The sequence below is a fragment of the Cellulomonas sp. URHE0023 genome (assembly GCF_000688475.1).
In the GTDB taxonomy this organism is placed as follows: domain Bacteria; phylum Actinomycetota; class Actinomycetes; order Actinomycetales; family Cellulomonadaceae; genus Cellulomonas.
In genome coordinates this window covers 317996-343553 of record NZ_JIAN01000007.1, presented here as the reverse complement: position 1 = coordinate 343553, position 25558 = coordinate 317996, and the positions used below count along the sequence as shown (strand labels likewise).

Here is a 25558-nt window from a genome sequence, read left to right as displayed (position 1 = left end):
GGCGAGCCACCGACACCTGCAGGGCCGGTCCGACGGGCGGCGACCGCTGCCGCGCGCTGCGCGCGTCACACCCACGGACTAGCCTCCCTGAGGTGACGGACGAACCGGCGATCAGCTTCGAGCACGTGCGCAAGGTCTATGACGCACGCTCGAAGGACGGCCGCGCCGCGTCGGCGGTCGACGACCTGACCCTCGAGGTCCGGCAGCATGAGGTGCTCGTCCTCGTCGGGCCCTCCGGCTGCGGCAAGTCGACCACGCTGCGCATGGCGAACCGGCTCGTCGAGCCGACGTCCGGACGCATCAGGCTCGAGGGTGAGGACGTCACCCGGGTCGACCCGGTGAAGCTGCGCAGGCGGATGGGGTACGTCATCCAGAACGTCGGCCTGTTCCCGCACCGGACGGTCGCGCAGAACGTGGCGACGGTGCCCGGCCTGCTCGGCTGGGACCGCAGGCGCACCGCGTCGCGCGTGGACGAGCTGCTGGACCTGGTCGGTCTCGCCCCGGAACGGTACGCGCGGCGGTACCCGCACGAGCTCTCGGGTGGTGAGCGCCAGCGGGTCGGGGTTGCGCGTGCGCTGGCGACCGACCCGCCCGTCCTGCTCATGGACGAGCCGTTCGGGGCGGTTGACCCTGTGGGCCGGCAGCGGCTCCAGGCAGAGTTCGCGCGGATCCAGCGAGCGCTCGGCACCACCGTGATCCTCGTGACCCACGACATCGACGAGGCCGTGCGGATGGCGGACCGGGTCGCGGTCCTGAGCACAGGAGCCCGCATCGAGCAGCTGGCAGCGCCGCTCGACGTGGTGGCGCGTCCCGCCTCACCTGCGGTGGCCGAGCTCGTCGGGCGCGGACGCACGGCACGGCTGCTCGCGCTCGGTCGCCTCGAGCTCGCCGACGTGGATCCTGTCGTCGAGGGCTCAGGGACGCCTGTCGTCCTGGGCACCGAGCTGGGCGAGGTCCTGCACTCGTTCGTCGGCGCGAACCAGACCGTGCAGGTGGTGGACCAACGGGGCGCCGTCGTGGGAAGCGCGACCCCCGCGACCGTGGTCAGGGCGCTCGATCGCGTGACCGCGGACCACCCCGACGAGACGCAGGTCACTGACGTGCACGACACCGCCGTCGGTACAGTGCGCTCGTGACCCCGACCACAGCCCGCGTCGCCCTCGTGACCTGCGCCGAGCTCCCCGACCTCGACCAGGACAACCGCGCGCTGCGTGACGCGCTCGCCGAGCGGGGGATCGCCGTCGACGCCGTCGTCTGGGACGACCCCGCGGTCGACTGGGCGGCGTACCCGCACGCGGTGATCCGTTCGACGTGGGACTACACGGAGCGACCGGACGAGTTCGCGGACTGGGCCCGTCGGGTCGAGCAGACCACGAGCCTGTTCAACCCCGCGGCGGTCGTCGGCTGGAACATCGACAAGAAGTACCTCCGAGACCTGGAGGGCGCCGGTCTGCCCATCGTGCCGACGATCTGGCTGGACCCCGAGCGCAACTTCGACTCCCGCGCGATCCACACGAGGTTCCCGGCGTTCGGAGACTTCGTCGTCAAGCCGACGGTCAGCGCGGGCGCGCGCGACACGGGTCGGTACAACGCGGGTGTCACGCAGCAACGTTCCCTGGCGATCACGCACGCGAAGAACCTGCTCGTCGCGGGCCGTCGGGTCATGATCCAGCGCTACCTGCGCAACGTGGACACCGCCGGCGAGACTGCGCTGGTCTACGTCGACGGCGAGTTCAGCCACTCCGTGCGCAAGGCCGCGCTGCTCGAGGGCCCGTACCGCGCAGGGCTCACCGACGAGCTGTACCTGCACACCCAGCTGATCGAGCGTTCCGCCAGCGACGCCGAGCGTGCAGTGGCCGACCGCGTGGTCGCGGCTCTCCCGGACCTGGTGCCCGGCGTCGACGGACCGCTCCTGTACGCACGCGTCGACCTGATCCCGGACGACGACGGTGCGCCCGTGGTCCTCGAGGTCGAGCTCACCGAGCCGTCGCTGTTCTTCTCGCACGCCGAGGGGTCGGCGCAGCGGTTCGCCGACGCGGTCGCCGCGCGGCTCTGAGCGACCGCCCGCCGGGTCCGGGGGTCGGGACGGCGGATGTCAGAACACCCGCGACGCTCAGGTACACTTCTCGACGCCCCGGCGTACGCGTCGGGGGATCGTGGTGGCTATAGCTCAGGTGGTAGAGCACCTGGTTGTGGTCCAGGGGGTCGCGGGTTCAAGTCCCGTTAGCCACCCCATCGCGTCGGGCGTCGACCATCCGTGGTCGGCGCCCGTCGCCGTTCCCGGCGTCGGGGGTCGTGCAGGCGGCGAGAAAGAAGCTGCTCCCTCAGCTTTCCGAGAGGAGCGCACCCTTCACGGACGTCGCGACGACGTCGGCGGCGATCTTCTTCGCGACGGCCGAGTCCGGGCCGGGCTGCGCCGGGAGAAGCGCGGCGCGGTAGTACCGCAGCTCGTCGATGCTCTCCAGGATGTCGGCCAGCGCGCGGTGACCGCCGTTCTTGCGCGGTGACGCGAAGTACACGCGCGGGTACCAGCGCCGTGCCAGCTCCTTGATCGAGGACACGTCGATGACCCGGTAGTGCAGGTAGCCGACGAGCTCGGTCATGTCGCGGTCCAGGAACGTCTTGTCGGTGCCCACCGAGTTGCCCGCCAGCGGGGCCTTGCCCGACTCGGGTACCCACTGGCGGATGTAGTCGAGCACGCGCTCCTGCGCGTCGGCGATCGTCGTGCCGCCGGCGAGCTCGTCGAGCAGACCCGACGTGGTGTGCATCGCGCGCACGAAGTCGTTCATCTGCTCGAGGGCCTCGCGGGGCGGCGAGATGATCACGTCGACGCCCTCACCGAGGACGTTCAGCTCCGAGTCCGTGACCACGGCGGCCACCTCGACGAGCGCATCGGCACCCAGGTCGAGACCGGTCATCTCGCAGTCGATCCAGACGATGCGGTCGGCACTCTCGTGTCCGGTGGGTGCGGGCGCGGGCGTCGGCGTGCTGGTCACGCTGGTCAGCCTAGGCGGTCACAGCGGTGCGGTGCGCCCGAGAATCCGTGCCGGACCGCGCTAGCGTCGCGTCCGTGACCACCAGCGAGACCGACCCGGTGCGCGTCCGGCCCTTCGTGTGGGCCGTGCTGCCCGGCCTCGTGCTCATCGTGCTCGGGCTTCTGGTGTTCTTCTCCGTCCTGGACAGCGTGCGCGAGCAGGACGACCTCTCGAACCTCGACGAGCCCGTCCTGGAGTGGCTCGTGGCGCACCGGACCTCGGGCTGGACCGCGGTGCTGGCGACGATCACCTTCCTCACGGGTCCTGTCGTCATGCCGGTCGGCGTCGCCGTGGGGTGCGTCGTGTGGGCTCGGGCCGCTCAGGAGTGGTGGCGGCCGGTCCTGCTCGCCGGTGCCACAGCCGGGGCGGCGCTGCTCGGGCTCACGGTGAAAGGCCTGGTCGCCCGCCCTCGCCCGCCGAGCGAGACGATGTTCGTCCTCGGGGCCCCGCACACCGCGTCGTTCCCGTCCGGGCACACCCTGGGCACCGCGACGTTCCTGCTCGTCGCCGGCTACCTCGTCTGCAGCCGCCGGCCCTCGCCCGGTCTCATCGTCGCGTGGGGGCTCGCGACCGTCATCGGCACTGTGCTCGTCGGGCTCAGCAGGCTGTACCTGGGCTTCCACTTCGTGACGGACGTCGTCGCCGCCGTGGCGCTCGCGGTGGTGGTGCTCGGGGTGGTGTCCATCATCGACCGACGACACACGGGTCGACTCCGCTAGGGGCGATGGTGCTCGTGCCCCGGGACGGTCGAGGCCAGCCACGCGGCCGCGGGTACGAGGACGGCGACGGCGGCCGCGATCCAGATCGACGACGTCCACGGCGTACCCGCCCAGCGCAGCACCGCGAGGATGCCCGCGCCCGCCGCGAGGCCGAGCAGGACGCGCTCGACCCAGATCACGAGGCGACGCCCCGGCGTCACGGGTTCGGGAACCGGCTCGGGCTCCGGTCCGGGCGAGGCGTGCCGTCCCATCAGCGGGAGAGGGCTGGGGTCGCGGCGGGCATGGCGTCATCGTGGCACGACGACCCAGGTCAGACGTGAAAGGGCGCGGACCGGTTTCCGGTCCGCGCCCTGGTCGGGTGCTCGGCGGTGCTCAGCGTGCGCTGACCACACCGGCGAAGGCCACCGACGGGCTGGTCGCACGCCGCGGATCAGGGGGGCGCCGCGTGTTCTCGGACGGTTGTCTGTCCGCGCGGGCCGCCTCGACGACGCGCTCCTGCTGGGAGCGGGCCAGGCGCTGGACGTACTCGTGACGGTGCAGCTCGAACGTGCTGGCGGGATGCACAGGAATCTCCTTCGGGCATGGCTCGGCCAGGGCGGTTGCCCGGGTCGATGTGGTGGTGTGGGGCTACTCGACCACGCACGTGTGGTCGTGGTCACGCCTTTTTTGCGGCACCTTCCGACGAGGATCCGGCGCCGCTCCGCTGCGGCTGGATCTTGACGAACGACGACCGTCTGCCGCATGTCGTCGGTGTGATCGCCCCGTTCATACTCGGCCGGTGAGTACCGCCGTCACCCCCACCCGTGCACCGGCAGACACCGGCCGGATCGGCCTGCTGCTCGGTTCAGCGCTGTACGTCGCGGCGGTGCTCGGCACGGGGATCCTGCTGCTGCCCACGCTCGCCACGCGCGCCGCCGGACCGGCGTCGCTGCTGGCAGTGGCAGGGGTCCTTGCCATGTCGGTCCCGCTGGCTGCGACCTTTGCCGCTCTGGCGACCAGGCACCCCGACTCCGGGGGCGTCGCCACCTACGTCCGGCTCGCGCTCGGACCGACGTCCGCGCGGGCGACCGGCTACTGGTTCTTCTTCGGCGTCTGCGTGGGCGCGCCGGTCGTGTCGCTGGTCGGTGCGCAGTACGTCGTCGCGATGCTCGGCGGGTCGCAGCTCCAGGTGTACGTGGTCGGCGCGGTGCTCCTGCTGCCGCCCTTGGTCACGAACGCGGTAGGGCTGCGGCTGAGCGGTCCGGTGCAGCTCGTGCTCACGGGCGCGCTCGTGCTCCTCGTGGTTCTCGTCGTGCTCGCGTCCCTGCCGTCGTCGGACCCCACAGCCCTGACCCCGTTCCTCCCGAACGGCTGGTCGGGTGTCGGCACCGCGGCGAGCCTGTTCGTGTGGGCATTCGCCGGCTGGGAGGCCGTGACGCACCTGGCCGGGGAGTTCCGAGACCCACGGCGCACCATCCCGCGTGCCACGGCGATCGCCCTGGTGGTCGTCGGGGTCGCGTACCTGTCGTTGCAGTACGTCGCGGTGACGGCGCTCGGCGGCTCCGTGTCCGACGTCCCGTTGATGGATCTCGTCGACGTGGGCCTCCCAGGTGCCGGGCGGGTCGCGGTCGCCCTGGTCGCGGGGATCGTGACGCTCGGGGTGCTCGGTGCCTACGTCGGTGCGTTCGCCAAGCTGGGGGCGTCCTTAGGACGGGACGGAGACCTGCCGCGGTGGTTCGCGGACGGTGCGCAGCCCGGCGGCGTGCCTCGACGGGCCTTGCTCGTGGTCGCCTTGCTCTCGTTCGCGTACTTCGGCCTCGTCGTCGCCACCGGAGGTGACCTCGAGCCGTTCGTGCTCGTGCACACGACCTGCATGGTGGCCGTCTACGCGCTCGGGTCCGCGGCCGCCGTACGGCTGCTCGACCGGGGGAGCGCGGGCTGGTGGTGCGCGGTCGTCGCGTGCGGGCTCTCGCTGGTGCTGGCCGCGCTCGCCGGCTGGCACCTCGTGGTGCCCGTCGCCCTCGGGCTGGTCGCGGTCGTCGTCGGTGCTGTGCGTAGGTTCGGTCGTGCCCGGCGACCACTGGGTGAGAAGGCCGCTGACGTCCCCGCCCGTTCCCGGTAGGTTCGTCCCGCCAACGCAGGGGAGCTCGGGACAGCCGGGCTGAGAGGACGTGCCGCGACACCGCCAGGTGCCAGCGCATGTCGACCCGAGAACCTGAACTGGGTAATGCCAGCGGAGGGAAGCGCCACCGAGCGCGGCGTGGGCGGTCTTCTGGCCGTTGCCGGGTGCCGTCGTCGTCGTCCCGGTACGGGTCGACCTGTTGCGACGTGCCCAGTTCCGACCACCCCGGAGGAACTCCGTGCTCGCACAGATCCAGGTCTCACCACGCCCCAGCGGAACCGACGACGACCGGTACGCCTACGTCGACGCAGCGATCGCCGTCATCCAGACGTCCGGGCTTGTCTACGAGGTCGGCGCGATGGGGACCACCATCCAGGGAACCCCCGACCAGCTGTGGCCGCTGCTGCGCGCCGTGCACGAGGCCACCGTGCAGGCCGGGGCGGCAGGCGTCTCGAGCGTCATCAAGGTCGGCCAGAGCAGGGACGACGACGGACCGACGATCCAGGACCTCGTCGGCAAGTTCCGGGCCTGACGTCATGCTCCGTTGGCGACGCGTCGTCGCGCCGACGGTCGCCGCCCTCGTTCTGCTCGTGGGCTGGGAGGTCGGCGTCCGCGCCTCGGGCGTCTCCGCCTTCGTCCTGCCCGCCCCGACCGCGGTCGCGCGTGCGGCGGTCGACGTCGCACCACTGCTCGGTCCGGACGTCGCGACGACGTTGACCGAGGCGAGCCTCGGGCTGCTCGTCGGCGCCGTCGTCGGCCTTGTGCTCGCCGTCCTGATCGGCGCGTTCCCGCTGCTGTCCGACACGCTCTACCCGCTGGTCACGCTCACGCAGACGATCCCGACGGTGGTGCTGGCACCGCTGCTCATCCTGTGGGCCGGGTTCGGTCTGCTGCCCAAGGTCGTGCTCGTCGCGCTGACGGCCTTCTTCCCGGTGCTCGTCGCCTCGGTGACCGCCATGGCGGCCGTCGACGCAGAGCACGCCGAGATGGTCGCCGGACTCGGCGGGACGCGGCGGCACCAGTTCTGGCTCGTGCAGCTCCCCGCGTCCGTGCCGGGCGCCCTCGGCGGGCTTCGCGTCGCCGCGACCTACGCCATCGGGGCGGCGGTCGTCGCGGAGTACCTCGCCGGCCAGAGCGGCCTGGGCGTCTTCATCCAGCGCTCGCGCAAGGGCTACGAGGTGGACCAGATCCTCGTCGCCGTCGTCCTGGTCGCCCTGCTGACCGGCGTGCTGTTCGTGCTCGTCGACGGGCTCGCCAGGATCGCCACCCCGTGGCAGCGACCCACCGCCAACCTCCTCACCCGTCCCGGAAGGACCCGCTCATGACCGTCCCCACCCGCCTGCTCGTGGCTGTCGCGAGCCTGGCCGTGCTGTCCGCGTGCTCGACGGCCCAGGCCGGCGACCCGTCGCAGGACCGGCGTCCCGTCTCGGTCATCCTCGACTGGACGCCCAACACCAACCACTCCGGTCTCTACATCGCGCAGGAACGCGGCTACTTCTCCGATGCCGGGCTCGACGTCACGATCGTCCAGCCCGGCGACACCTCGGGCCTGCAGCTGCTCGCCGCCGGACAGGCGGACTTCGCGTACTCCGTGGCCGAGGGTCTCGTGCCGGCGCGGGAGAAGGGGGCCGACGTCGTCTCGGTGGCGGCCGTCATCCAGCACAACACGTCGAGCCTGATCTCCCTGACGTCGGCCGGCATCAGCCGGCCCCGGGACCTCGCCGGCCACTCCTACGGGTCCTACGGCTCGGAGCTCGAGGAGGCGCTCATCCGCACGCTCGTCTCGTGCGACGGGGGCGACCCCGACGCCGTGACGATGCCACCTCTGGCCAGCGACGACTTCCGCATCGGGCTCACCGAGCACCAGTTCGACGCCGCCTGGGTGTTCGACGGGTGGGACACCATCAGGCTCCGGGACCTCGACGGCCTGGACGTCTCGACGATGCCGTTCCTCGACCACACCGACTGCATCCCCGACTGGTACACCCCGCTCGTGGCGACGTCCCAGGAGCACATCGACCACGACCCCGCACTGGTCCGTGACTTCGTCGGGGCCCTGACCCGGGGCTACGAGGACGCGATCACCGACCCGCAGGCCGCCGCCGACGCCATCAAGGAGGCCGCTCCCGAGATCGACGAGGACCTGCTGAGCCGCAGTGCACGGTGGCTCGCTCCCCGGTACACCGACGACCCGGAGCACTGGGGAGTGCAGCAGGCGCAGGTCTGGGACGACTTCGTCGGCTTCCTGCAGGACAACGAGCTGGCGCCGTCGACGTTCGACACCGACGCGGCCTGGACCAATGACTTCCTTCCCGCTGGTTGACGCGCCGGCGACGGGGAGCGCACCTGTTCTGGAGGTGGCCGGGCTGACCGTCACGTTCCCCGGCGCGGGCGGACGCGGTGAGGTCGTGGCGCTACGCGACGTCGACCTGCGGGTGGGGCGCGGCGAGTTCGTCGCGGTCGTCGGTCCGTCGGGCTGCGGGAAGTCGACGTTGCTCCGTGTCCTTGCGGGTCTGGCGCCCAGCGGGGCGACCGTGTCGGCGCGCTCCGTGACCCGCGTGGGCGGGTCGGCGTGGATGCCGCAGCGCGACGGGTTGCTCCCGTGGCGCAGGGCCCTGCCGAACGCGCTGATCGGCGCCCGGATCGCGGGCCTCGACCGGACGGAAGCACTGGCCACGGCCCGTGACCTGTTCGACGAGTTCGGCCTCACCGGGTTCGAGCGGTCGTGGCCGCACGAGCTGTCGGGTGGCATGCGCCAGCGGCTCGCCCTCCTGCGGACGTGCCTGCCCGGTTGGCCGGTGCTCCTGCTCGACGAGCCCTTCGGCGCACTCGACGCCCTCACCCGACGGCGGATGAACGCCTGGTTGGCGGGCCTCGATCTCACCGGCCACGGTGGTCCCGGCGAGGTGAGGCGCACGGTCGTGCTCGTCACGCATGACGTCGACGAGGCGCTGCTCCTCGCCGACCGGGTGCTGGTGCTCTCCGAACGGCCCGGTCGCGTCGTCCTGGACCTTCCGGTACCCCCGGGCGAGCACGACCCCGCTCGGCGGACGCTGCTGGCGGCGCTCGACCGCAGGGACCGGTGACGACCGGCTGGGCTCAACGCAGAACCTCGCTGCTCACCGCGCAGGATCCGGACGAACCCGGTAGAACCGATCCCCATGACCATCGTCGGATTCCACAACTCGCACGAGCAGGTCCATCCCGCCGCGCTCCTGGCGGCGTCCCAGCGCGCTGAGCAGGCGGGCTTCGACGCCGCCATGTGCTCGGACCACTGGGCGCCCTGGTCCGTCCGGCAGGGGCACTCCGGGTTCGCCTGGACGTGGCTCGGCGCCGCGATGGCGACGACGCGGCTGCCGTTCGGTGTCGTGAACGCACCCGGCCAGCGGTACCACCCCGCGATCGTCGCGCAGGCGGTCGCGAGCCTGGCAGCGATGTTCCCCGGTCGGTTCTGGGTGGCGCTGGGCTCGGGGGAGAACGTCAACGAGCACATCACCGGTGCGCGCTGGCCGGCCAAGACGGAGCGGGACGCACGCCTTCGGGAGTGCGTCGACATCATCCGCGCGCTCCTCGACGGTGAGGAGGTCACGCACCACGGGCTGGTCACGGTGGACCGCGCCAAGCTCTGGACCCTCCCGGAGGAGAAGCCGCTGCTCATCGGCCCGGCCGTCACACCCGCGACCGCCCGCGCGCACGCCGGCTGGGCCGACGGACTGGTCACGGTGAACCAGAGTCCGGAGGTCCTCGAGCAGGTGGTGCACGAGTACCGGGCCGCCGGGGGCCGAGGCCAGGTCGCGTTGCAGGTGCACGTCTCCTGGGCGCCCGATGCGGACGCCGCACTGGCGGTCGCCAGGGAGCAGTTCCGCAGCCAGGTGATCGGTCCGCCCGTCGCGTGGGACCTGGATACCCCGGAGGCGTTCGACCAGGTCGGCGAGCACGTCAGCGACGACACCGTCCGACGCACCGTGCTCGTCGACCACGACCCCGCGCGGCTCGCCGACCGCCTGAGCGAGCTGGCGGCCATCGGCTTCGACGCGATCTACCTGCATCAGGTGGCGACCGACCCGGTGCCGAACCACGACAAGCACGACGACGTCGCACCGACGAGCACCCCGCGCAGCGCGACGCTCGAGGCGTTCGTCGACATGGCCGCCGAGCACGTCCTCCCGCAGCTGAAGCAGGTGACCGCATGAGGATCCACGACACCGGTGACCTGTGGTGGAAGAACGCCGTCATCTACTGCCTGGACGTCGAGACGTTCATGGACTGGAACGACGACGGCATCGGCGACCTGCCCGGCCTCGTCCAGCGCATCGACCACCTGGCCGACCTGGGCATCACCTGCCTGTGGCTGATGCCGTTCTACCCGACGGCCGACTACGACGACGGCTACGACATCTCCGACTTCTACGGCGTGGACCCCCGACTCGGCACCGCGGGCGACCTGGTCGAGGTGATCCGGACGGCGAAGGACCGCGGGATCCGGGTGATCGTCGACCTCGTCGTGAATCACACCTCCGAGAAGCACCCGTGGTTCCAGAGCGCGCGCAAGAGCAAGGACAGCCCCTACCGCGACTTCTACGTGTGGCGATCGGACAAGCCGCCGTCGACCAAGGACAAGGTGGTCTTCCCCGACAAGGAGACCGGCATCTGGACCAAGGACGACGCCACGGGGGAGTGGTACCGACACACGTTCTACCACCAGCAGCCGGACCTCAACACGGCGAACCCGGAGGTCAGGGACGCGATCGCGAAGGTCATCGGGTACTGGGCGGAACTGGGCCTCAGCGGGTTCCGGGTGGACGCCGTGCCGTTCTTCCTCGCCGACGCCGCCGACGCACCCGGTGACGACATCGTCGACAAGCACGACTTCCTCAAGGAGCTGCGTGCGTTCCTCACGCGGCGGGTGGGCGACGCGATCCTGATGGGCGAGGTCAACCTGCCGTACGCGGAGCAGAAGCGCTACTTCGGTGGCGACGGCGCCGACAGCGACGAGCTGACCCTGCAGTTCGACTTCATCGGGATGCAGAACCTCTACCTGGCGCTGGCGCGGCAGGACGCCCGGCCGATCGCCGAGGCGCTGGAGCAGCGGCCCGAGATCCCGCACGACGCGCAGTGGGCCACGTTCGTCCGCAACCACGACGAGCTGACGCTGGACAAGCTGTCGCAGGACGAGAGGCAGGAGGTGTTCGACGCCTTCGGTCCGGACCCTGACATGCAGCTGTACGACCGTGGTCTGCGCCGACGCCTTCCGACGATGCTCGGCGGCGACCCGCGGCGCATCAGGATGGTCTACTCGCTGCTCTTCTCGCTGCCCGGGACCCCGGTGCTCTTCTACGGCGAGGAGATCGGCATGGGCGAGAACCTTGACGCCGAAGGACGCCTGGCGGTCCGCACCCCGATGCAGTGGACCTCCGGGCCGAACGGCGGCTTCTCCCGGGCGCCGAAGCGCACGCTCTCCGGACCGGTGACCGACGGCGGCTTCTCGCCCGAGCACGTGAACGTCGCCGACCAGCGCCGGGACCCCGACTCGCTTCTCGCGTTCGTCCAGCTCCTGGTCCGGCGTTACCGGGAGTGCCCCGAGCTGGGCTGGTCGAGCCGTGCGGAGATCCTCCAGCAGCCGCACCCCGCGGTCCTCGCTCACAGGAGCACCTGGGACGACGGGTCGCTGGTCGCGCTGCACAACCTGGGCCCCGAGCCGGCGATGGTCCCGCTGCGGCTGGGGGACTGCGACGACACCGTCCAGCTGCTCGACCTGCTGCAGGACGGGGGATGCACGATCGACGCGCGCGGCACCACGCAGGTCGAGCTCGACGGCTACGGCTACCGCTGGCTACGGGTGGTCCGCGAGGGCGACCGCCGGCTCCTGTGACAGGTGGGTGGTGAGTCGAGCCACCGCTCGCGACCGAGCGGTGGTCGACGACCCAGCGCGGCCGACGTCGTCGAGCTGTGCGCGTGGTGCGCGACGCGTGTGACGCCTCGCCGGCCAGCGTCCGGGCTCAGAACGCGCTGATCGGTTTGCCACGCTCGCTGCGCGCGAGCGTGCTGACCACCGCGGACTGGCCGTGCCGGTGAACCGCGAGCCGAACGAGCAGGTCACGCACCGGCGCGAACAGCGCGTCCGGAAACTGCGGCGTCGGGACGCCGACGCTCACCGCGAGGTCGTCGCCATGCACCACGACCTCGAGCATCCGGGTCAGCAAGAAGTCGTCGCGACGCAGCGACCACCCTTGCCAGGGCACAGGCACCACCTCCGATGCGGCCCCCCGCGCCAAGAGCTCGCGGACGACGTCGAGGTGCGAGGTCACCCGCTCTCTCAGGGCGGCCGCGCCGGCCACAGCCAGGTCCTCGTCGCTCGTGCGGTCCATGACCGGGTCCTCCGGCTCTGCCGTGACCCACGCAGAGCGGGCGTAGTGCTCGTCGACCGTCTCGAGCGGCTGCTGGTCTGTGGTCCGCGGGAGGAGCTCGGCCGCACGCACGACCTGGTTGCCGAGGTGGCAGGCCAGCGCACCCGTCGACAGACCCGTGAGCGCGCTCGGCTCGGTCCAGTGCGCCGCGACCTCCGGCAGGGTGACGAGGCCGAGCGCCACCGCGCCGGCCTGCAGAAACACGTCGTCGTAGCGTTCTACGTCAGCCATGCCGGGCAGTCTGGCACGACGTCCGGGCAGCGCGGCGAGCCCGACGCTCCCTACTTCGGAGTCGATCGCGGCTACCCCCACCACGCGCCTGCTGGCGGCGCGCACAGATGTCCGCTCGTCCGTGGATCGTCGCCATGCCCGCGCTCGTGCCACGGCGCCGTTCAGGGCACAGCCCCAGCACGCTACGTGCCCCCGGCAGGACTCGAACCTGCAACCTACGGATTAGAAGGCCGTTGCTCTATCCATTGAGCTACGGGGGCGGGACATCAAGGGCACGGGCCGAGCCACCCGGGCGGGGGCCTGGCCGAACCTCGCCGCACAGGGTATCTCCCCGACGTCGGGTCCAGTGGGTGTGCCTCACGCACCACGGGCGGGCACACACTGGTCCGCGGCCTGGTCGGCGCGGTGACGGCACGAGTGTCGTCCTCGCTCGCTTGCGCCGTCCTTGGCGGGGCGTCGACCGCGGGCGCGGGAGGCATCGTCGACCGGCGTTCCACCGGGTGGGCAACGCGCCGGAGGACGGCGGCGTCGGCGTGCAGATGACGCGTCTGCGCGGCCCCCGTGGGTGAACCGTCCCGATTCGGCACCGCGTGGCGTTTTGCCAGGTCAGATCACACCGGGACAATGGGCGCGTGAGCGCGCAGCCCGGCACGGCTCCAGTGCAGCCAGCGCAGTACGCGCAGCCACTGGTCGGCTCGCCGCGCCACATCGCGGACGACCCTCGCGAGATCCTGTCCAGGCCGCTCGCGCAGACGTCGCTGCTGGACGCGGTCAAGGACCTGCGGCGCGACGTCGAGAAGACCGGGTTCCCGCTGGAGATCCCGGGGATCGAGGCCGCCCGCGCGTCACGGGACCGGCTCGTGGACCAGCTCGGCGAGCACCTCGTCCCGAGGTTGACCGAGCTCTCGGCACCTGCGGTCGTCGTCGTGTCCGGCTCGACCGGGGCCGGTAAGTCGACGCTCGTGAACTCACTGGTCGGCAAGGAGGTCAGCACGGCCGGTGTGCTGCGGCCGACCACACGCCGACCGGTGCTCGTGCACCACCCGTTGGACACCGAGCTCCTCTCGCACCATCCGGTGCTGGAGTCGGTGAGCGTCGTGGCGGACGACAACATGGTCCGGGGGATCGCGCTGCTGGATGCCCCTGACCTCGACTCCGTGCTCGAGTCGAACCGGGAGTCAGCGCACCGCCTGCTCGAGGCGGCGGACCTGTGGCTCTTCGTGACGACCGCGGCCCGGTACGGGGACGCGCTGCCGTGGCGCGTGCTGCAGGGTGCCGTCGAGCGGGGAGCGTCCATCGCGATGGTGCTCAACAGGGTGCCCCCGGCGTCGCTGCCGACCGTGCGCGGTGACCTCCTGGGACGTCTGCGCGAGAACGGGCTGCAGGGATCACCGTTGTTCGTGGTCCCTGACCTCGGCCCCCATGAAGGCCTGCTGCCGGCGTCCTCCGTGTCGCCCATCCAGCGCTGGCTCGCGATGCTGGCCGGCCCGGACAGGGCCCGTACGGTCATCGGCCGCACCCTGCGCGGCTCGCTCGCGGCGCTGCGTCCGTGGGTCGACGAGCTCGCGGAGGCCGTCCAGGCGCAGGCGGACGCGGCGGCGGCGATCGGCGTCGTGCTCGACGCGGCACTCGATGCCTCGGCCGTCCAGGCGGCCGATGCGATCCGCGAGGGTGCCGTCGCAGACGGTGCGGTGCGCGCGCGATGGTCCGAGCTGACGTCTGCGCGCGGTGCCCTCGACCGGGTCGTGTCCCGCAGGGGCCGCGTCCGTGGGTCGGCCCGCGACGGTCGGACTCGTTCGGCACAGGTCGCGCCGCTCGTCGAGGACCTCGTGCATGCGGTGACCGCGACACTGACCGCCGCGGGCGGGCACGCCGAGCAGGCGTTGCGCGCAGCGCTCGTCGCGCCGCAGGGCCCTGCCGGGGGGCCGTCGGTCGAGGCGTCGTGGGCCCCGGGGAGCAACCGTCGGGCCGCGGCCGACCAGGCGGCGCGGGCGTGGACCGCGCAAGGCGTGCGGGTGGTCCGAGCGGCGCTCGCCGCGGCGCCTGACGTCGACGCGTCGCGCCGGGCACGGCGTCGCCGCAAGGCCGAGCGGTCGCTGGGGGACGACGGGCTCGCCGCAGTCGCGCTCGCGGCGGCTGCAGGTGTCCAGGGTGCACGCGACCTGCTGGTCGTGCTGATCGACGAGGCGGGCGAGAGGGCTGCCGACGAGCTGCGCACCGACCTCGAGGACCGCGTCGCAGCGCAGGTCGCCCTCGAGCGGGCCGCCGTCGGCGACGTCCTCGCAGACCCCGATCTGGCCGACGACGCGGCGTCGCGCCTGCGGCTGCGGCTGGCCGTGCTCAAGGGACTCACGTGACGACGGACGAGACCACCCAGCTCACCGCACGCGTCGACGCACTCGACCGGGCGCTGGCGGTGGCAGACGGTCGGGTGCCACCCGCGACGGTGGAGCGTGTCTCCGCGACGATCGACGTCGTCCGGGCACGTCTCGCGCTCGGCGTCGACCACACGGTCGTCGCACTCGTCGGAGGCACCGGTTCGGGCAAGTCGAGCCTGTTCAACGCCATCAGCGGGCTGCAGTTCGCCGACGTCGGGGTGCGCCGGCCCACCACGTCGGAGATCACCGCCTGCGTGTGGGGCAACGGCGCGGAGGCGCTGCTCGACTGGCTAGGTGTCCTTCCGGAGCGACGGATCGCCCGCGAGAGCCTGCTGGACGGCGAGTCGGAGGCGTCGCTTCGCGGGCTCGTGCTCCTGGACCTGCCCGACCACGACTCGATCGCACCCGAGCACCGGGAGGTGGTCGACCGGCTGATCCCGCAGGCCGACCTGCTCGCGTGGGTCGTCGACCCGCAGAAGTACGCCGACGACGCGCTCCACACCGGATACCTCCGCCAGCTCGTCGGCCACGAGTCCTCGATGGTCGTCGTGCTCAACCAGGTGGACACGGTTCCGCCCGAGGTGCGCCCGGCGCTCATCGCGGACCTCGAGCGGCTCCTCGTCGACGACGGCCTGACGGGGGTACCCGTGACGTCCGCGTCGGCCACGACCGGCGAGGGGATCAAAGCACTGCGTGCGGCCCTCGCGGGCGTCGTCGCGTCCCAGTCGCTGGCGGCCCGGCACGCGGGCACCGAGATCAACGACGCTGTGGCGGCCGTCGAGCAGCACGTCGCGGCCCGCGAACCCACGACGCTGTCCGTCGCGGAGACCGTCGAGTCACTCACCCGATCGGTGGGTCTGTCTGCCGTGGCGGGATCCGTCGCGACGGCGGTCCGCGGCGGGTCTCCCGCGGCCCAGGGGTTCGGTGCCGTGCAGGAGGACGCGGTCGGTCTCGCCCGAGAGCTGTGGCTCAGGGCCGCGACGCACGGGATGCCCAAGCGGTGGGCGCAGGACATCGGATCTCGTATCGCGTCCACCGCAGAGCTGCGGATGGCGGTCGCGGACGCGATCTCCGAGCTCAGCCTGACCACGCGCCGGTCCGCGCTGGCGCTGGGTCTGCTCGTCGCGGCGCTGGTCCTGGCCGTCGCAGCTGTGGTGCTCGGTGCCGTGGCGGTGGGGTCGAGAGCGGGCGATGGCGGTGCCGGCACCTGGGCCCCTGTGGTGGCGGTCGTCGCCCTGGTGGCCGCGGTCGCTGCGTTCGTGGCGAGCAGGGCGGCGCGCTCGGCCGCAGCGCGGCGCCGGTCCGATCGCGTGCTCCGTGACGGCCGGGCGGTGCTCGAGAGCGTCTGCCGGGCACGGCTCCTGGTGCCGACGGAGCAGGTGCTCACCGAGCACCGGACCGTCCGCGAGCTCGTCGCGTCCGCACGAGGCTGACCCGCCCCCAGCCCCCTGCCACCGCGGTCTCTCCACGGACCTGCGTGCTCGGCGCCCGTGGCGAACCGCGCGACCCGAGGCTGGTGGGACGAGCCCCGCACCCGTCGGGGCGCACGCCACTGGAGGCACCGATGAGTACGCAGTCCCTGGACCTGACCGTCGTCGGCTGGATCGGCACGGAGGTGCGCAACTTCCACGAGACGGACGGTGGCACCCCGTTCAGCACGTTCCGGCTCGGCAGCACCCGCCGGTGGTTCGACAAGCAGACCGGTGCGTGGAAGGACGGCCAGACGGAGTGGTTCAACGTCAAGGTGTGGCGCACCACGGCGCTCAACGTCGCGCGGTCGCTCCGCAAGGGCGACCCCGTGATCGTGCAGGGACGACTGTCCACCGAGGAGTGGATCTCCGAGCAGGGCCCGCGCACCTCGCTCGTCCTGGAGGCCACTGCGCTCGGGCACGACCTGGCCTTCGGCAGCAGTCACTTCGCCCGGACCGTGAGCACCACCGTCGGATCAGGCGATGCGTCGCCGGGCCAGACCCCGGTGCCCACCGATGTCAGCGGCTTCGAGGAGGTCGCCCAGGACGACGACGAGAACCTGGTGCCGGCGGAGGACGTGGTCGAGCACGAGGAGGTGGGCCCGGCACTGGCCGCAGTGCGCTGATCGCCTAGGCTGGGGCACCGGCTACCCGACGACGCCGGTCGGCCCGCGCGCGTACGTATCGCGCGGCCGATCGCGTCGCGAGTGCCGGTCAGCAGTGCCTGCGTCGTCGGCCCCCGGCCGAGGCGGGCACCTCCACGAGCACCCGAGGCGGACGAAGAGCCAGTGGCTGAGTTCATCTACTCCATGTACAAGACGCGCAAGGCGCACGGGGACAAGGTCATCCTCGACGACGTCACGCTGAACTTCCTGCCCGGCGCCAAGATCGGCGTCGTCGGGCCCAACGGCGCGGGCAAGTCGACGATCCTCAAGATCATGGCCGGACTCGACCAGCCGTCGAACGGCGAGGCGCGCCTGAGCCCCGGTTACACGGTCGGCATCCTGCAGCAGGAGCCGCCGCTGAACGAGTCCAAGACGGTGCTCGGCAACGTCGAGGAGGGCGTCGCCGAGATCAAGGGCAAGCTCGACCGGTACAACGAGATCTCCGTGCTGATGGGAGAGCCCGACGCCGACTTCGACGCGCTGCTCGCCGAGATGGGCGTGCTGCAGGAGGCCATCGACGCGGCCGACGCGTGGGACCTGGACGCCCAGCTGGACCAGGCCATGGACGCGCTGCGCTGCCCCCCGCCGGACGCCGACGTGAGCGTGCTGTCCGGTGGTGAGCGCCGCCGCGTCGCCCTGTGCAAGCTGCTGCTCGAGAAGCCCGACCTGCTGCTCCTCGACGAGCCCACCAACCACCTGGACGCCGAGAGCGTGCTCTGGCTGGAGGCGCACCTCAAGGACTACCCGGGCGCGATCCTCGCGGTGACCCACGACCGGTACTTCCTCGACCACGTCGCGGAGTGGATCTGCGAGGTCGACCGCGGCCGCCTGTACCCGTACGAGGGCAACTACTCCACCTACCTGGAGAAGAAGCAGGAGCGCCTGGCCATCCAGGGCAAGAAGGACCTCAAGCTCGCCAAGCGCCTCAAGGAGGAGCTGGAGTGGGTGCGGTCCAACGCCAAGGGCCGGCAGACCAAGTCGAAGTCGCGCCTCGCGCGCTACGAGGAGATGGCCGCCGAGGCGGACCGCACCAGGAAGCTGGACTTCGAGGAGATCCAGATCCCGCCGGGGCCCCGTCTGGGCGCGATCGTGCTCGAGGCCGCCAACCTGCAGAAGGGCTTCGACGGGCGCGTCCTCATCGACGGTCTGAGCTTCACGCTGCCGCGCAACGGCATCGTCGGCGTGATCGGCCCGAACGGCGTCGGCAAGACCACGCTGTTCAAGACGATCGTCGGGCTCGAGCCCCTGGACGCGGGCGAGCTCAAGGTCGGCGAGACGGTCAACATCTCGTACGTCGACCAGTCGCGTGGCGGGATCGACCCCAAGAAGACCTTGTTCGAGGTCGTGTCCGACGGGCTCGACTTCCTCAAGGTCGGCAACGTCGAGATGCCGTCGCGCGCCTATGTCGCCGCGTTCGGCTTCAAGGGCCCGGACCAGCAGAAGCCGGCCGGAGTCCTCTCGGGTGGTGAGCGCAACCGTCTCAACCTCGCACTCACCCTCAAGCAGGGCGGGAACCTGCTCCTGCTCGACGAGCCCACCAACGACCTGGACGTCGAGACGCTCGGCTCGCTCGAGAACGCCCTGCTCGAGTTCCCGGGCTGCGCCGTCGTCGTCTCCCACGACCGGTGGTTCCTCGACCGCGTGGCCACGCACATCCTGGCGTACGAGGGCACGGAGGCGGACCCGTCGAACTGGTACTGGTTCGAGGGCAACTTCGCGTCCTACGAGGAGAACAAGGTCGCGCGTCTCGGGGCGGACGCCGCCCGGCCGCACCGCGTCACGTACCGCAAGCTGCGACGCGACTGATCGACAGCGACGTCCCGGCGAGGCGTGCACGACGCGCTCACGCCGGGACGTCGCCCTGTTCCCGCACGGCGGCCGGCCCGAGGCCCGTCGGCGCGACCCCGGGCTTCGTGGTTCGGCGGGATGGCGTCCCCTTCGCGTGACACGTCCGGTTCGCCTCATAGGATCATCGCCATGGCGCGTCTTGAGATCCCCGTCCTGCTGCGTTGGTCCGACCTCGACGCGTACCAGCACGTCAACAACGCCGCGATGCTGACGCTCCTCGAGGAGGCGCGGATCACCGCGTTCTGGCGTGCACCCGCAGGCGAGCTGGCACCGTGGCCGACGGCCGTGCTCGACGCCGGCCCGACCGCGCAGATGTCCACGCTCGTCGCCCGCCAGGAGATCGAGTACCTGCGCCCGTTGAGCTACCGGCGCACGCCCGTGGTCGTCGAGATGTGGCTGGGGCACCTGGGCGGAGCGAGCCTCGACGTGTCCTACGAGATGCGTGACCCGCTGGTCGAGGGCGAGCCGCGCGTGGTCTACGCACGCGCAGCGACGACGGTGGTGCTCGTCAGCACCGCGACCGGCGCACCGGTGCGCATCGGACCCGACGAGCGCGCGGCGTGGGAGCCGTACGTCGAGGAGCCCGTGGCCATCCGGCGTCGTCCCCAGGGTTAGGGGTCGGTCGGGACCGGCCGGGTGTCGATCCGAGAGCGCTCCGCCGCCTCGGCGGCGCGGGCGATGTTGCGCTGCATGGCCCCGAAGACGATGCCGTGGAACGGGTAGACCGACCACCAGTACAGCTGCCCGAGCAGACCCTTGGGGTGGAACAGCGCCCGCTGCGCGAAGACGGTCGGTGTCCCGTCCTCGACCCGCAGCTCGAGCCACGCCAGCCCAGGTACCCGCATCTCGGCGCGCAGACGCAGCAGCTTTCCGTCCTCGATCGCCTCGACGCGCCAGAAGTCGACGGCGTCGTCGACGAGCAGGGACATCTGGTCGCGACGGCCTCGCCGCAGTCCGGGGCCGCCGACCAGCCGGTCGGCGAGACCGCGGACGCGCCACGCGAGCCCCCAGGAGTACCAGCCGCGCTCCCCGCCCACGGCCTCGAGGACCCGCCACAGCGCCGCCGGCGACGCCTCGACCTCGACCTTGCGCTCGTCCACGTACAGCGAGCCGCCGGCCCAGTCCGGGTCGCTCGGCAGCGGGTCGCTCGGGGCGCCAGGGACGGCGGCGGACGACCACCGTGTCTCGACCGCGGCGTCATGCACCCGTTGCAGCGCCAGGCGCACGGCGCGGTCGAACCCGATCAGCCCGCCGGGTGGGTCGGGGACGAACCCGGCGATGTCGTGCTCGTCGCACACCACCTCGTGCACGAGCGACTCGACCAGCGGCCGGGCCAGCCCCGAGGGGACCGGCGTCACGAGCGACACCCAGAGGCTCGAGAGCTTCGGGGTCAGGACCTTGACTCCCACGATGACGCGCGGCCGGAGATGGGCTGCCGCGGCGTACCGCTGCATCATCTGGCGATAGGTCAGGACGTCCGGCCCGCCGATGTCGAACCCGCGGCTGATGACCTGGGGCATCGACGCGGAGCCGACGAGGTAGCGCAGGACGTCGCGGATGGCGATCGGCTGGATCCGGTTCTCCACCCAGCGCGGCACGGTCATGGCCGGGAGCCGCTCGGTCAGGTAGCGCATCATCTCGAACGACGCCGACCCGGAGCCGAGGATCACGGCCGCACGCAGCACGGTCGTCGGCACGCCGGAGGCCAGCAGGATCTCGCCCACCTCGGTCCGGGAGGCCAGGTGGGGTGACAGGTCCTCGCCCGCCGGGTAGAGGCCGCCGAGGTACACGATCCGCCCGACGCCTCGCTCGCGAGCGGCCTGCGCGAACATCAGTGCGGTGTGGCGATCCGTGGACTCGAAGCGACGTCCCGAGCCGAGCGAGTGGATCAGGTAGTAGGCGACGTCGCAGCCGTCGAGGGCTGCGCGGATCTGGTCGAGATCGGCGGCGTCCGCGCGTGCGAGCTCGACCTGGTCGTACCAGGGCCGTCCCCGCAGCCGGTCGGGGTTGCGGGCGATGGCACGCACCCGGTAGCCCGCGGCCAGCAGCTCAGGGACCAGACGCCCCCCGACGTAGCCGGTCACGCCGGTCACGGCCACGAGCGGGGCGTCCGAGCGTGCGCGCCCGTCCGGCGTGAGTCCCGGCACCAGGCGGGGCAGTGTGTCGGCGACTGGCTCGGGCAGCAGGTCGTCGGGGGTCATCCCGGCAGTCTGCGGGCGTCGTGCCGATGCCGCACGCGGGACGGCTGAGAGTCGCTCAGGTCAGCAGCGCCAGGGTCTCGCGCTCGGCGACGGCCTGCGACCGCGTCGGCGCGATCGACCGGCCGTGCTCCCAGAGGTCGATGATGCGCGGGTCGATGTACGAGGCGCGGCAGACCGCCGGGGTGTTGCCCAGCTCGTCGGCGACGTCACGAACCACCGCCGTCACCACGCGGCGACGGGCGCGCTCCGACGGGGGCGGTGGCCCGGCGGCGGCGAGCCCGCGCGCGGTGAGCACCGTCGCGTGCCATGTCCTGAAGTCCTTGGGCGTCGCTTCGGGGCCCAGCAGCTCCTTGACGTACGCCGCCACGTCCGCGCTGGTCACGTCGTGCCACGTCCCTGCCTGGCGCCACGCCAGGAGCTCGTCGCCCGGGTCGTCGCGGCGCTTGAGCGAGCGGATCACCGATGCCACGTCCACGTCCTGGACCACCGTGTCGCGGACCTGACCGGACTTCGCCGGGAACACGAGGTGCACGCGCTCGTCGGACACGGTGACGTGGGAGCGGAGCAGGGTCGCGAGCCCGTACGACCCGTGCTTCGCTGCGTAGCCCTCACCCCCGACGCGGAGGTAGGCAAGGTCGAGCAGGCGGAACGCGACGGCGAGCACCTTCTCCCGAGGCATCCCGTCGAGCCGCAGGTCCCGCCGCACGCGACGGCGCGCCGCGGGCAGCCGGGCGGCGATCTCCAGGACGCGGTCGTGCTTCAGCCGGTCGCGACGAACCCGCCACTGCTGGTGGTAGAGGTACTGACGTCGGGCGGCGTCGTCCAGCCCCGCGGCCTGGATGTGCCCGTTGCGCCACGGGCTGATCCAGACGTCCCGCCACGCAGGCGGGATGGCCAGAGCGAGGATGCGCTCCAGCTCCTCGCGCTCCGTGACCCGCTCCCGTGCCACGTCCAGGTAGACGAACCCCCTGCCCGCACGTCGGCGCGTCCAGCCGGGGGAGTCGATGCTGACTCGGCGCAGACGGACCATGCGGGCAGTGTCACCCGAGCCCGGGGAACGCGCCCGTTCAGCGCGCTCCGCACCCCACCGTGCCGCCGTCGCCCACGGGGTCAGGCGGGGAAGCGGACCATGCCCTCCTGTGCGATCGAGGCGACGAGCGTCCCGTCGCGGGTGAACACGCGGGCGGCGCCCAGGCCTCGGCCGCCCTGAGCGCTCGGTGTGGACTGCACGTAGAGCAGCCACTCGTCGACGCGGACGTCGCGGTGCCACCACATGGCGTGGTCCAGCGAAGCGATCGACAGACCGGGCGTCACCCAGGACTCGCCGGACCTGCGCAGGATCGGCTCGAGCATCACCTGGTCGCACGCGTACGCGAGCAGAGCGCGGTGCAAGACCTGGTCGTCGGGAAGGGGACCCCGCGAGCGGAACCACACGGACTGCTGGCCGGTGACGTCTGCGGCCGGCCCGAGGTAGATCTGCCCGTCCACGTGCCGTACGTCGAACGCGGCCTCCTGGGTCCAGAACTTCGCGACGGGGTGGTCGATGCCCCCGAGCACGTCGAGCGCGGACGGCACGTCTTCCGGCGCGGGTACCCCGGGAGGCATCGGGTCGGCGTAGTCGACGCCCTCCTGAGCCTCCTGGAACGAGGTGATCATCGACAGGATCGGGACGCCGCCCTGGAGCGCGTGCGTCCTGCGCGCCGCGAACGACCGGCCGTCCCGCAGGCGCTCGACCGCGAAGGTGATGGGCTCGGCGACGTCGCCCGCACGCAGGAAGTAGCCGTGCGCCGAGTGGGGCAGCCGTCCGTCGGGCACGGTCGCGCCCGCCGCGAGCAGGGCCTGGGCGAGCACCTGGCCACCGAACACCCGCCCGCTCGGTTGAGGCAGCGACGAACCGCTGAACACGTCCGGGTCGATGGGGTCGAGGTGCAGGATGTCGAGGACGGGCTTCATCAGGTCGGTCGTCATCAGTCCTCGAAGGTGTTGATCATGGAGTGCGCGGCCCGTTCGAGGTAGTCCCACAGCTCGGCCTTGTGCAGAGGCGCGAGGTCGAGGGTCTCCACGGCGGCGCGCATGTGCAGGAGCCAGCGGTCGCGGGCGTCCGGGTTCACCTTGAAGGGCGCGTGCCGCATCCGCAGCCGGGGATGCCCGCGCTCGTCGGAGTAGGTGGTCGGTCCGCCCCAGTACTGCTCGAGGAACTTCGTCAGCCGCTCGGCAGCCGGAGCAAGCTCCTCGTCGGGGTACATCGGACGCAGCACCGGGTCGTCGGCGACGCCGCGGTAGAACTCGTCGACCAGCCGGACGAACGTCTCGTGCCCGCCCACCGCGGCATAGAAGGAGTCGGGTCTCACGCCGACCATCCTCACACGCGGGGCACGGGCGGCCGGCGTGTGAGGGGTCACAGACCGAGCTCGTCCAGGGCCGGCAGGCCGGCTCGCACGAGGGCCCGCGCGTCGGCGGCGGTGGCTGCGGCGAGCGCGAGCTGCGCGAGACGTCGGCACTCGTCGAATGACGTCGCCGCGAGCAGCGCGGCGACGTCCGGCAGGGCTCGCGGGGTCATGGACAGAGACGTCACGCCGAGCCCGACCAGCACGGCCGCGAGCGCAGGGTTGGCCGCCGCCTCGCCGCAGACACCGACGGGGCGACCCTGCTGCGCGCCTCCGGCGCACGCGGCCGCGACAAGGTGCAGGACGGCGGGCTGCCAGGGGTCGGACAGTTCGGCGACAGCGCCCAGGAGCCGGTCGGCGGCCATCGTGTACTGCGTGAGGTCGTTGGTCCCGATGCTCGCGAACGCCGCATGGGCCAGGATCGGGCCGGACAGGAGCGCGGCGCTCGGCACCTCGATCATCACACCGGCGACGTCGAGCCCGTGCCTCGCGCACGACGCGACGAACTCCTCCGCCTCGTCGACCGTGGACACCATAGGAGCCATGACCCAGACCTCGGCGCGCTCCGCGTCGGCCGCCCTGGCGATCGCGGTGAGCTGGTCCTCGAGCACCTTGGGGTGACGGACGGACGTGCGCAGACCGCGGACACCGAGCGCCGGGTTCACCTCGTGGTCGTCGATGAGGAACGGCAGAGGCTTGTCGGCGCCCGCGTCGAGCGTGCGGATGACGACCTTGCGACCGGGGAACGCAGCCAGGACGCGGCGGTACGCGCTCACCTGCTCGTCGATCGTGGGTGCCTCGGTTCGGCCGAGGTACCCGAACTCCGTGCGGAACAGGCCCACGCCCTCCGCGCCCGCGGCCGCGGCCGGCTCGGCGTCCGACGGGTCGCCCACGTTCGCCAGCAGCGCGACAGCACGGCCGTCCGAGGTCCGACCGTGCCCGTCGAACGTGCGCACCTGCGTACCGAGCGCACGAGCGGCACGCACCTGCTCCTCGGTGGGATCGACGGTCACCGTGCCTGCTGAGCCGTCGACGAGCACGAGGCCCTCGGCGTGCACCACGGCTTCGGCGCCGCGGGCAGCGACGACAGTCGGGATGCCCCGTGCGCGAGCAAGGATCGCGGTGTGCGACGTGGGACCGCCCGTCCCCGTGACGATCGCCAGGACGCGGGCGATGTCGAGCGTCGCGACGATCGCGGGGGCCAGATCGGCGGCGACGAGCACGAACGGGGCCTCGTGCGCCGGCACGCCCGGTGCTGCGCGGCCGGTCAGGTGCGCGACGAGACGATCGCGCACGTCGGCGATGTCCTGGGTCCGTTCTGCGAAGTAGCCGCCGAGCGCCTCGAACTGCTCGGCCACCGCTTCGGCCGCCTCCCACACGGCACGTTCGGGTACCAGGCGGTCGTTGACGACGCGCTGCTCGGCGTCCTCGACGAGGCTGGGGTCGGCCGCGATCGCCGCGGTCGCGTGCAGCAGGTCGGCGCTCGCGCCGACCGCACGGTCGGCTGCGGCGTCGAGCGCGGCACGTACCGCCTCGGAGGCCGCGGAGATGCGGGTGGCCTCGGCGGCGTAGTCGGTGCCGGGGGGCAAGCGCCGGCCCGACGGCGGCTCGGCCACGGGGTCGGGCATGAGCACGGCGGGCGCGACGACGCGGCCCGGACTCACCCCGATGCCGGTGAGGACTGTGGGGTGTTCAACGTGCGGGGCACTCACCGGCGGGACCTCCTCGTCGACCTACCGAAGTGTGGGCCCTTGACGTCCGGCAACGCCAGTCTCACTCGTTCGGATCCGTGCGCGGGCCCGCGCAGGGTTACTCTTGGCGTCGCGCGCGTACCAGCACGCGCCCGCGAGCTGAGGAGTTCCATGAGCAAGGCAGAGCAGATCCTCGCAGCGCTGGGTGGGGACTCGAACGTCGTGGACCTCGAGCCGTGCATCACGCGGCTGCGTGTCGAGGTGACGGACGCCCACCTGGTCGACGAGAGCGCGCTCAAGGCCAGCGGCGCGTTCGGCGTCGTGCGTTCGGGGCGCATCGTGCAGGTGATCGTCGGCCCGGAGGCCGACAACCTCGCCGCCGAGCTCGACTCCCTTCGCTGACGAGGGCGTCGGACAAGGCCGGAC

At 72.0% G+C, this 25558-nt stretch carries 25 protein-coding genes, 2 tRNA genes and 1 riboswitch; of the genes, 17 read left to right on the top strand and 10 right to left on the bottom strand.

From position 1 onward, the window contains the following. Positions 1–92: 92 nt before the first annotated feature. The 3 genes from N553_RS22890 (at position 93) to N553_RS0114645 (ending at position 2235) form a co-directional block, all read left to right on the top strand. Entirely contained in the window at positions 93–1136 is a 1044-nt protein-coding gene (locus tag N553_RS22890) for an ABC transporter ATP-binding protein (protein ID WP_051640195.1), read from the top strand. Further along, entirely contained in the window at positions 1133–2056 is a 924-nt protein-coding gene (locus N553_RS0114650; protein ID WP_028047155.1) for a RimK family alpha-L-glutamate ligase, read from the top strand. Before N553_RS22890 ends, N553_RS0114650 begins: the two co-directional genes overlap by 4 nt. Before the next feature lie 103 nt (positions 2057–2159). Continuing rightward, positions 2160–2235, top strand: a tRNA-His gene (locus tag N553_RS0114645). An 89-nt stretch (positions 2236–2324) separates the two neighbouring features. Here N553_RS0114645 and orn read toward each other — a convergent pair. Next, on the bottom strand, positions 2325–2996 hold the full coding sequence (orn, locus tag N553_RS0114640; RefSeq protein ID WP_028047154.1) for an oligoribonuclease: 672 nt from the start codon (positions 2994–2996) through the stop codon (positions 2325–2327). A 74-nt stretch (positions 2997–3070) separates the two neighbouring features. Here orn and N553_RS22885 point away from each other — a divergent pair, with 74 nt between their 5' ends. Then, positions 3071–3754: a phosphatase PAP2 family protein gene (locus N553_RS22885; RefSeq protein ID WP_034622565.1), complete on the top strand. Its 684-nt coding sequence runs from the start codon at positions 3071–3073 to the stop codon at positions 3752–3754. Here the strand turns inward: N553_RS22885 and N553_RS0114630 are convergent. Together N553_RS0114630 and N553_RS0114625 are read right to left on the bottom strand one after the other, a co-directional pair. Beyond that, positions 3751–4005 carry a hypothetical protein gene (locus tag N553_RS0114630; protein WP_028047153.1) on the bottom strand — a complete coding sequence of 85 codons (255 nt, stop codon included), beginning with the start codon at positions 4003–4005 and terminating at the stop codon, positions 3751–3753. The genes N553_RS22885 and N553_RS0114630 overlap by 4 nt on opposite strands. A 121-nt stretch (positions 4006–4126) precedes the next feature. Beyond that, positions 4127–4318: a hypothetical protein gene (locus N553_RS0114625; protein WP_028047152.1), complete on the bottom strand. Its 192-nt coding sequence runs from the start codon at positions 4316–4318 to the stop codon at positions 4127–4129. 214 nt (positions 4319–4532) lie between these two features. Here N553_RS0114625 and N553_RS22880 point away from each other — a divergent pair, with 214 nt between their 5' ends. From N553_RS22880 to N553_RS0114590, 7 genes are all read left to right on the top strand, one after another. After that, positions 4533–5855 (top strand): APC family permease, encoded by a 1323-nt coding sequence (locus tag N553_RS22880; RefSeq protein ID WP_051640194.1) that lies wholly within the window; start codon positions 4533–4535, stop codon positions 5853–5855. A 14-nt stretch (positions 5856–5869) separates the two neighbouring features. Beyond that, a riboswitch (TPP riboswitch) is annotated at positions 5870–5979 on the top strand. Positions 5980–6093: 114 nt separating this feature from the next. Continuing rightward, positions 6094–6387, top strand: a complete 294-nt coding sequence (locus N553_RS0114615; protein ID WP_028047151.1) for a thiamine-binding protein — start codon at positions 6094–6096, stop codon at positions 6385–6387. Positions 6388–6391: 4 nt separating this feature from the next. Then, positions 6392–7180, top strand: a complete 789-nt coding sequence (locus N553_RS0114610) for an ABC transporter permease (protein WP_028047150.1) — start codon at positions 6392–6394, stop codon at positions 7178–7180. Then, positions 7177–8178, top strand: a complete 1002-nt coding sequence (locus tag N553_RS22875; RefSeq protein WP_034622561.1) for an ABC transporter substrate-binding protein — start codon at positions 7177–7179, stop codon at positions 8176–8178. Before N553_RS0114610 ends, N553_RS22875 begins: the two co-directional genes overlap by 4 nt. Then, positions 8156–8941, top strand: a complete 786-nt coding sequence (locus tag N553_RS22870) for an ABC transporter ATP-binding protein (RefSeq protein ID WP_081844615.1) — start codon at positions 8156–8158, stop codon at positions 8939–8941. Before N553_RS22875 ends, N553_RS22870 begins: the two co-directional genes overlap by 23 nt. A 75-nt stretch (positions 8942–9016) precedes the next feature. Then, positions 9017–10048 carry a TIGR03885 family FMN-dependent LLM class oxidoreductase gene (locus tag N553_RS0114595; protein WP_028047149.1) on the top strand — a complete coding sequence of 344 codons (1032 nt, stop codon included), beginning with the start codon at positions 9017–9019 and terminating at the stop codon, positions 10046–10048. After that, on the top strand, positions 10045–11727 hold the full coding sequence (locus N553_RS0114590; RefSeq protein WP_028047148.1) for an alpha-amylase family protein: 1683 nt from the start codon (positions 10045–10047) through the stop codon (positions 11725–11727). Before N553_RS0114595 ends, N553_RS0114590 begins: the two co-directional genes overlap by 4 nt. 127 nt (positions 11728–11854) lie before the next feature. Here the strand turns inward: N553_RS0114590 and N553_RS0114585 are convergent, their stop codons facing one another. Both N553_RS0114585 and N553_RS0114580 read right to left on the bottom strand, forming a co-directional pair. Then, the gene (locus tag N553_RS0114585) at positions 11855–12493 is read right to left on the bottom strand and encodes a maleylpyruvate isomerase N-terminal domain-containing protein (protein ID WP_028047147.1); all 639 of its coding nucleotides are present in this window, start codon (positions 12491–12493) and stop codon (positions 11855–11857) included. A gap of 187 nt (positions 12494–12680) precedes the next feature. Continuing rightward, positions 12681–12753, bottom strand: a tRNA-Arg gene (locus N553_RS0114580). Positions 12754–13125: 372 nt separating this feature from the next. Here N553_RS0114580 and N553_RS0114575 point away from each other — a divergent pair. From N553_RS0114575 to N553_RS0114555, 5 genes are all read left to right on the top strand, one after another. After that, positions 13126–14850: a dynamin family protein gene (locus tag N553_RS0114575; protein ID WP_028047146.1), complete on the top strand. Its 1725-nt coding sequence runs from the start codon at positions 13126–13128 to the stop codon at positions 14848–14850. Continuing rightward, a complete protein-coding gene (locus N553_RS22865; RefSeq protein WP_034622558.1) occupies positions 14847–16304 on the top strand; it encodes a GTPase in 1458 nt (485 codons plus the stop codon). The genes N553_RS0114575 and N553_RS22865 overlap by 4 nt, the downstream gene beginning before the upstream one ends. Positions 16305–16435: 131 nt before the next feature. Then, the gene (locus N553_RS22860; protein WP_051640192.1) at positions 16436–16966 is read left to right on the top strand and encodes a single-stranded DNA-binding protein; all 531 of its coding nucleotides are present in this window, start codon (positions 16436–16438) and stop codon (positions 16964–16966) included. 162 nt (positions 16967–17128) lie between these two features. Then, positions 17129–18811 (top strand): energy-dependent translational throttle protein EttA, encoded by a 1683-nt coding sequence (ettA, locus tag N553_RS0114560; protein ID WP_028047145.1) that lies wholly within the window; start codon positions 17129–17131, stop codon positions 18809–18811. A 171-nt stretch (positions 18812–18982) separates the two neighbouring features. Continuing rightward, on the top strand, positions 18983–19468 hold the full coding sequence (locus N553_RS0114555; protein WP_028047144.1) for a thioesterase family protein: 486 nt from the start codon (positions 18983–18985) through the stop codon (positions 19466–19468). On the opposite strand, the gene N553_RS22855 is transcribed toward N553_RS0114555, so the two are convergent. From N553_RS22855 to ptsP, 5 genes are all read right to left on the bottom strand, one after another. Beyond that, positions 19465–21054, bottom strand: a complete 1590-nt coding sequence (locus N553_RS22855; RefSeq protein WP_034622554.1) for an SDR family oxidoreductase — start codon at positions 21052–21054, stop codon at positions 19465–19467. The two genes, N553_RS0114555 and N553_RS22855, sit on opposite strands and share 4 nt — an antisense overlap. Positions 21055–21109: 55 nt before the next feature. Then, a complete protein-coding gene (locus N553_RS0114545; RefSeq protein WP_028047143.1) occupies positions 21110–22084 on the bottom strand; it encodes a DNA topoisomerase IB in 975 nt (324 codons plus the stop codon). Between the two features lie 80 nt (positions 22085–22164). Next, a complete protein-coding gene (locus tag N553_RS0114540) occupies positions 22165–23022 on the bottom strand; it encodes an acyl-CoA thioesterase II (protein ID WP_028047142.1) in 858 nt (285 codons plus the stop codon). Next, a complete protein-coding gene (locus tag N553_RS0114535) occupies positions 23022–23405 on the bottom strand; it encodes a globin (RefSeq protein ID WP_028047141.1) in 384 nt (127 codons plus the stop codon). Before N553_RS0114535 ends, N553_RS0114540 begins: the two co-directional genes overlap by 1 nt. Positions 23406–23452: 47 nt before the next feature. Further along, positions 23453–25153 carry a phosphoenolpyruvate--protein phosphotransferase gene (gene ptsP, locus N553_RS0114530; RefSeq protein WP_028047140.1) on the bottom strand — a complete coding sequence of 567 codons (1701 nt, stop codon included), beginning with the start codon at positions 25151–25153 and terminating at the stop codon, positions 23453–23455. 150 nt (positions 25154–25303) lie between these two features. Between ptsP and N553_RS0114525 the strand changes: the two genes are divergently transcribed. Beyond that, positions 25304–25534 (top strand): glucose PTS transporter subunit EIIB, encoded by a 231-nt coding sequence (locus N553_RS0114525; RefSeq protein ID WP_028047139.1) that lies wholly within the window; start codon positions 25304–25306, stop codon positions 25532–25534. Positions 25535–25558 lie beyond the last annotated feature (24 nt).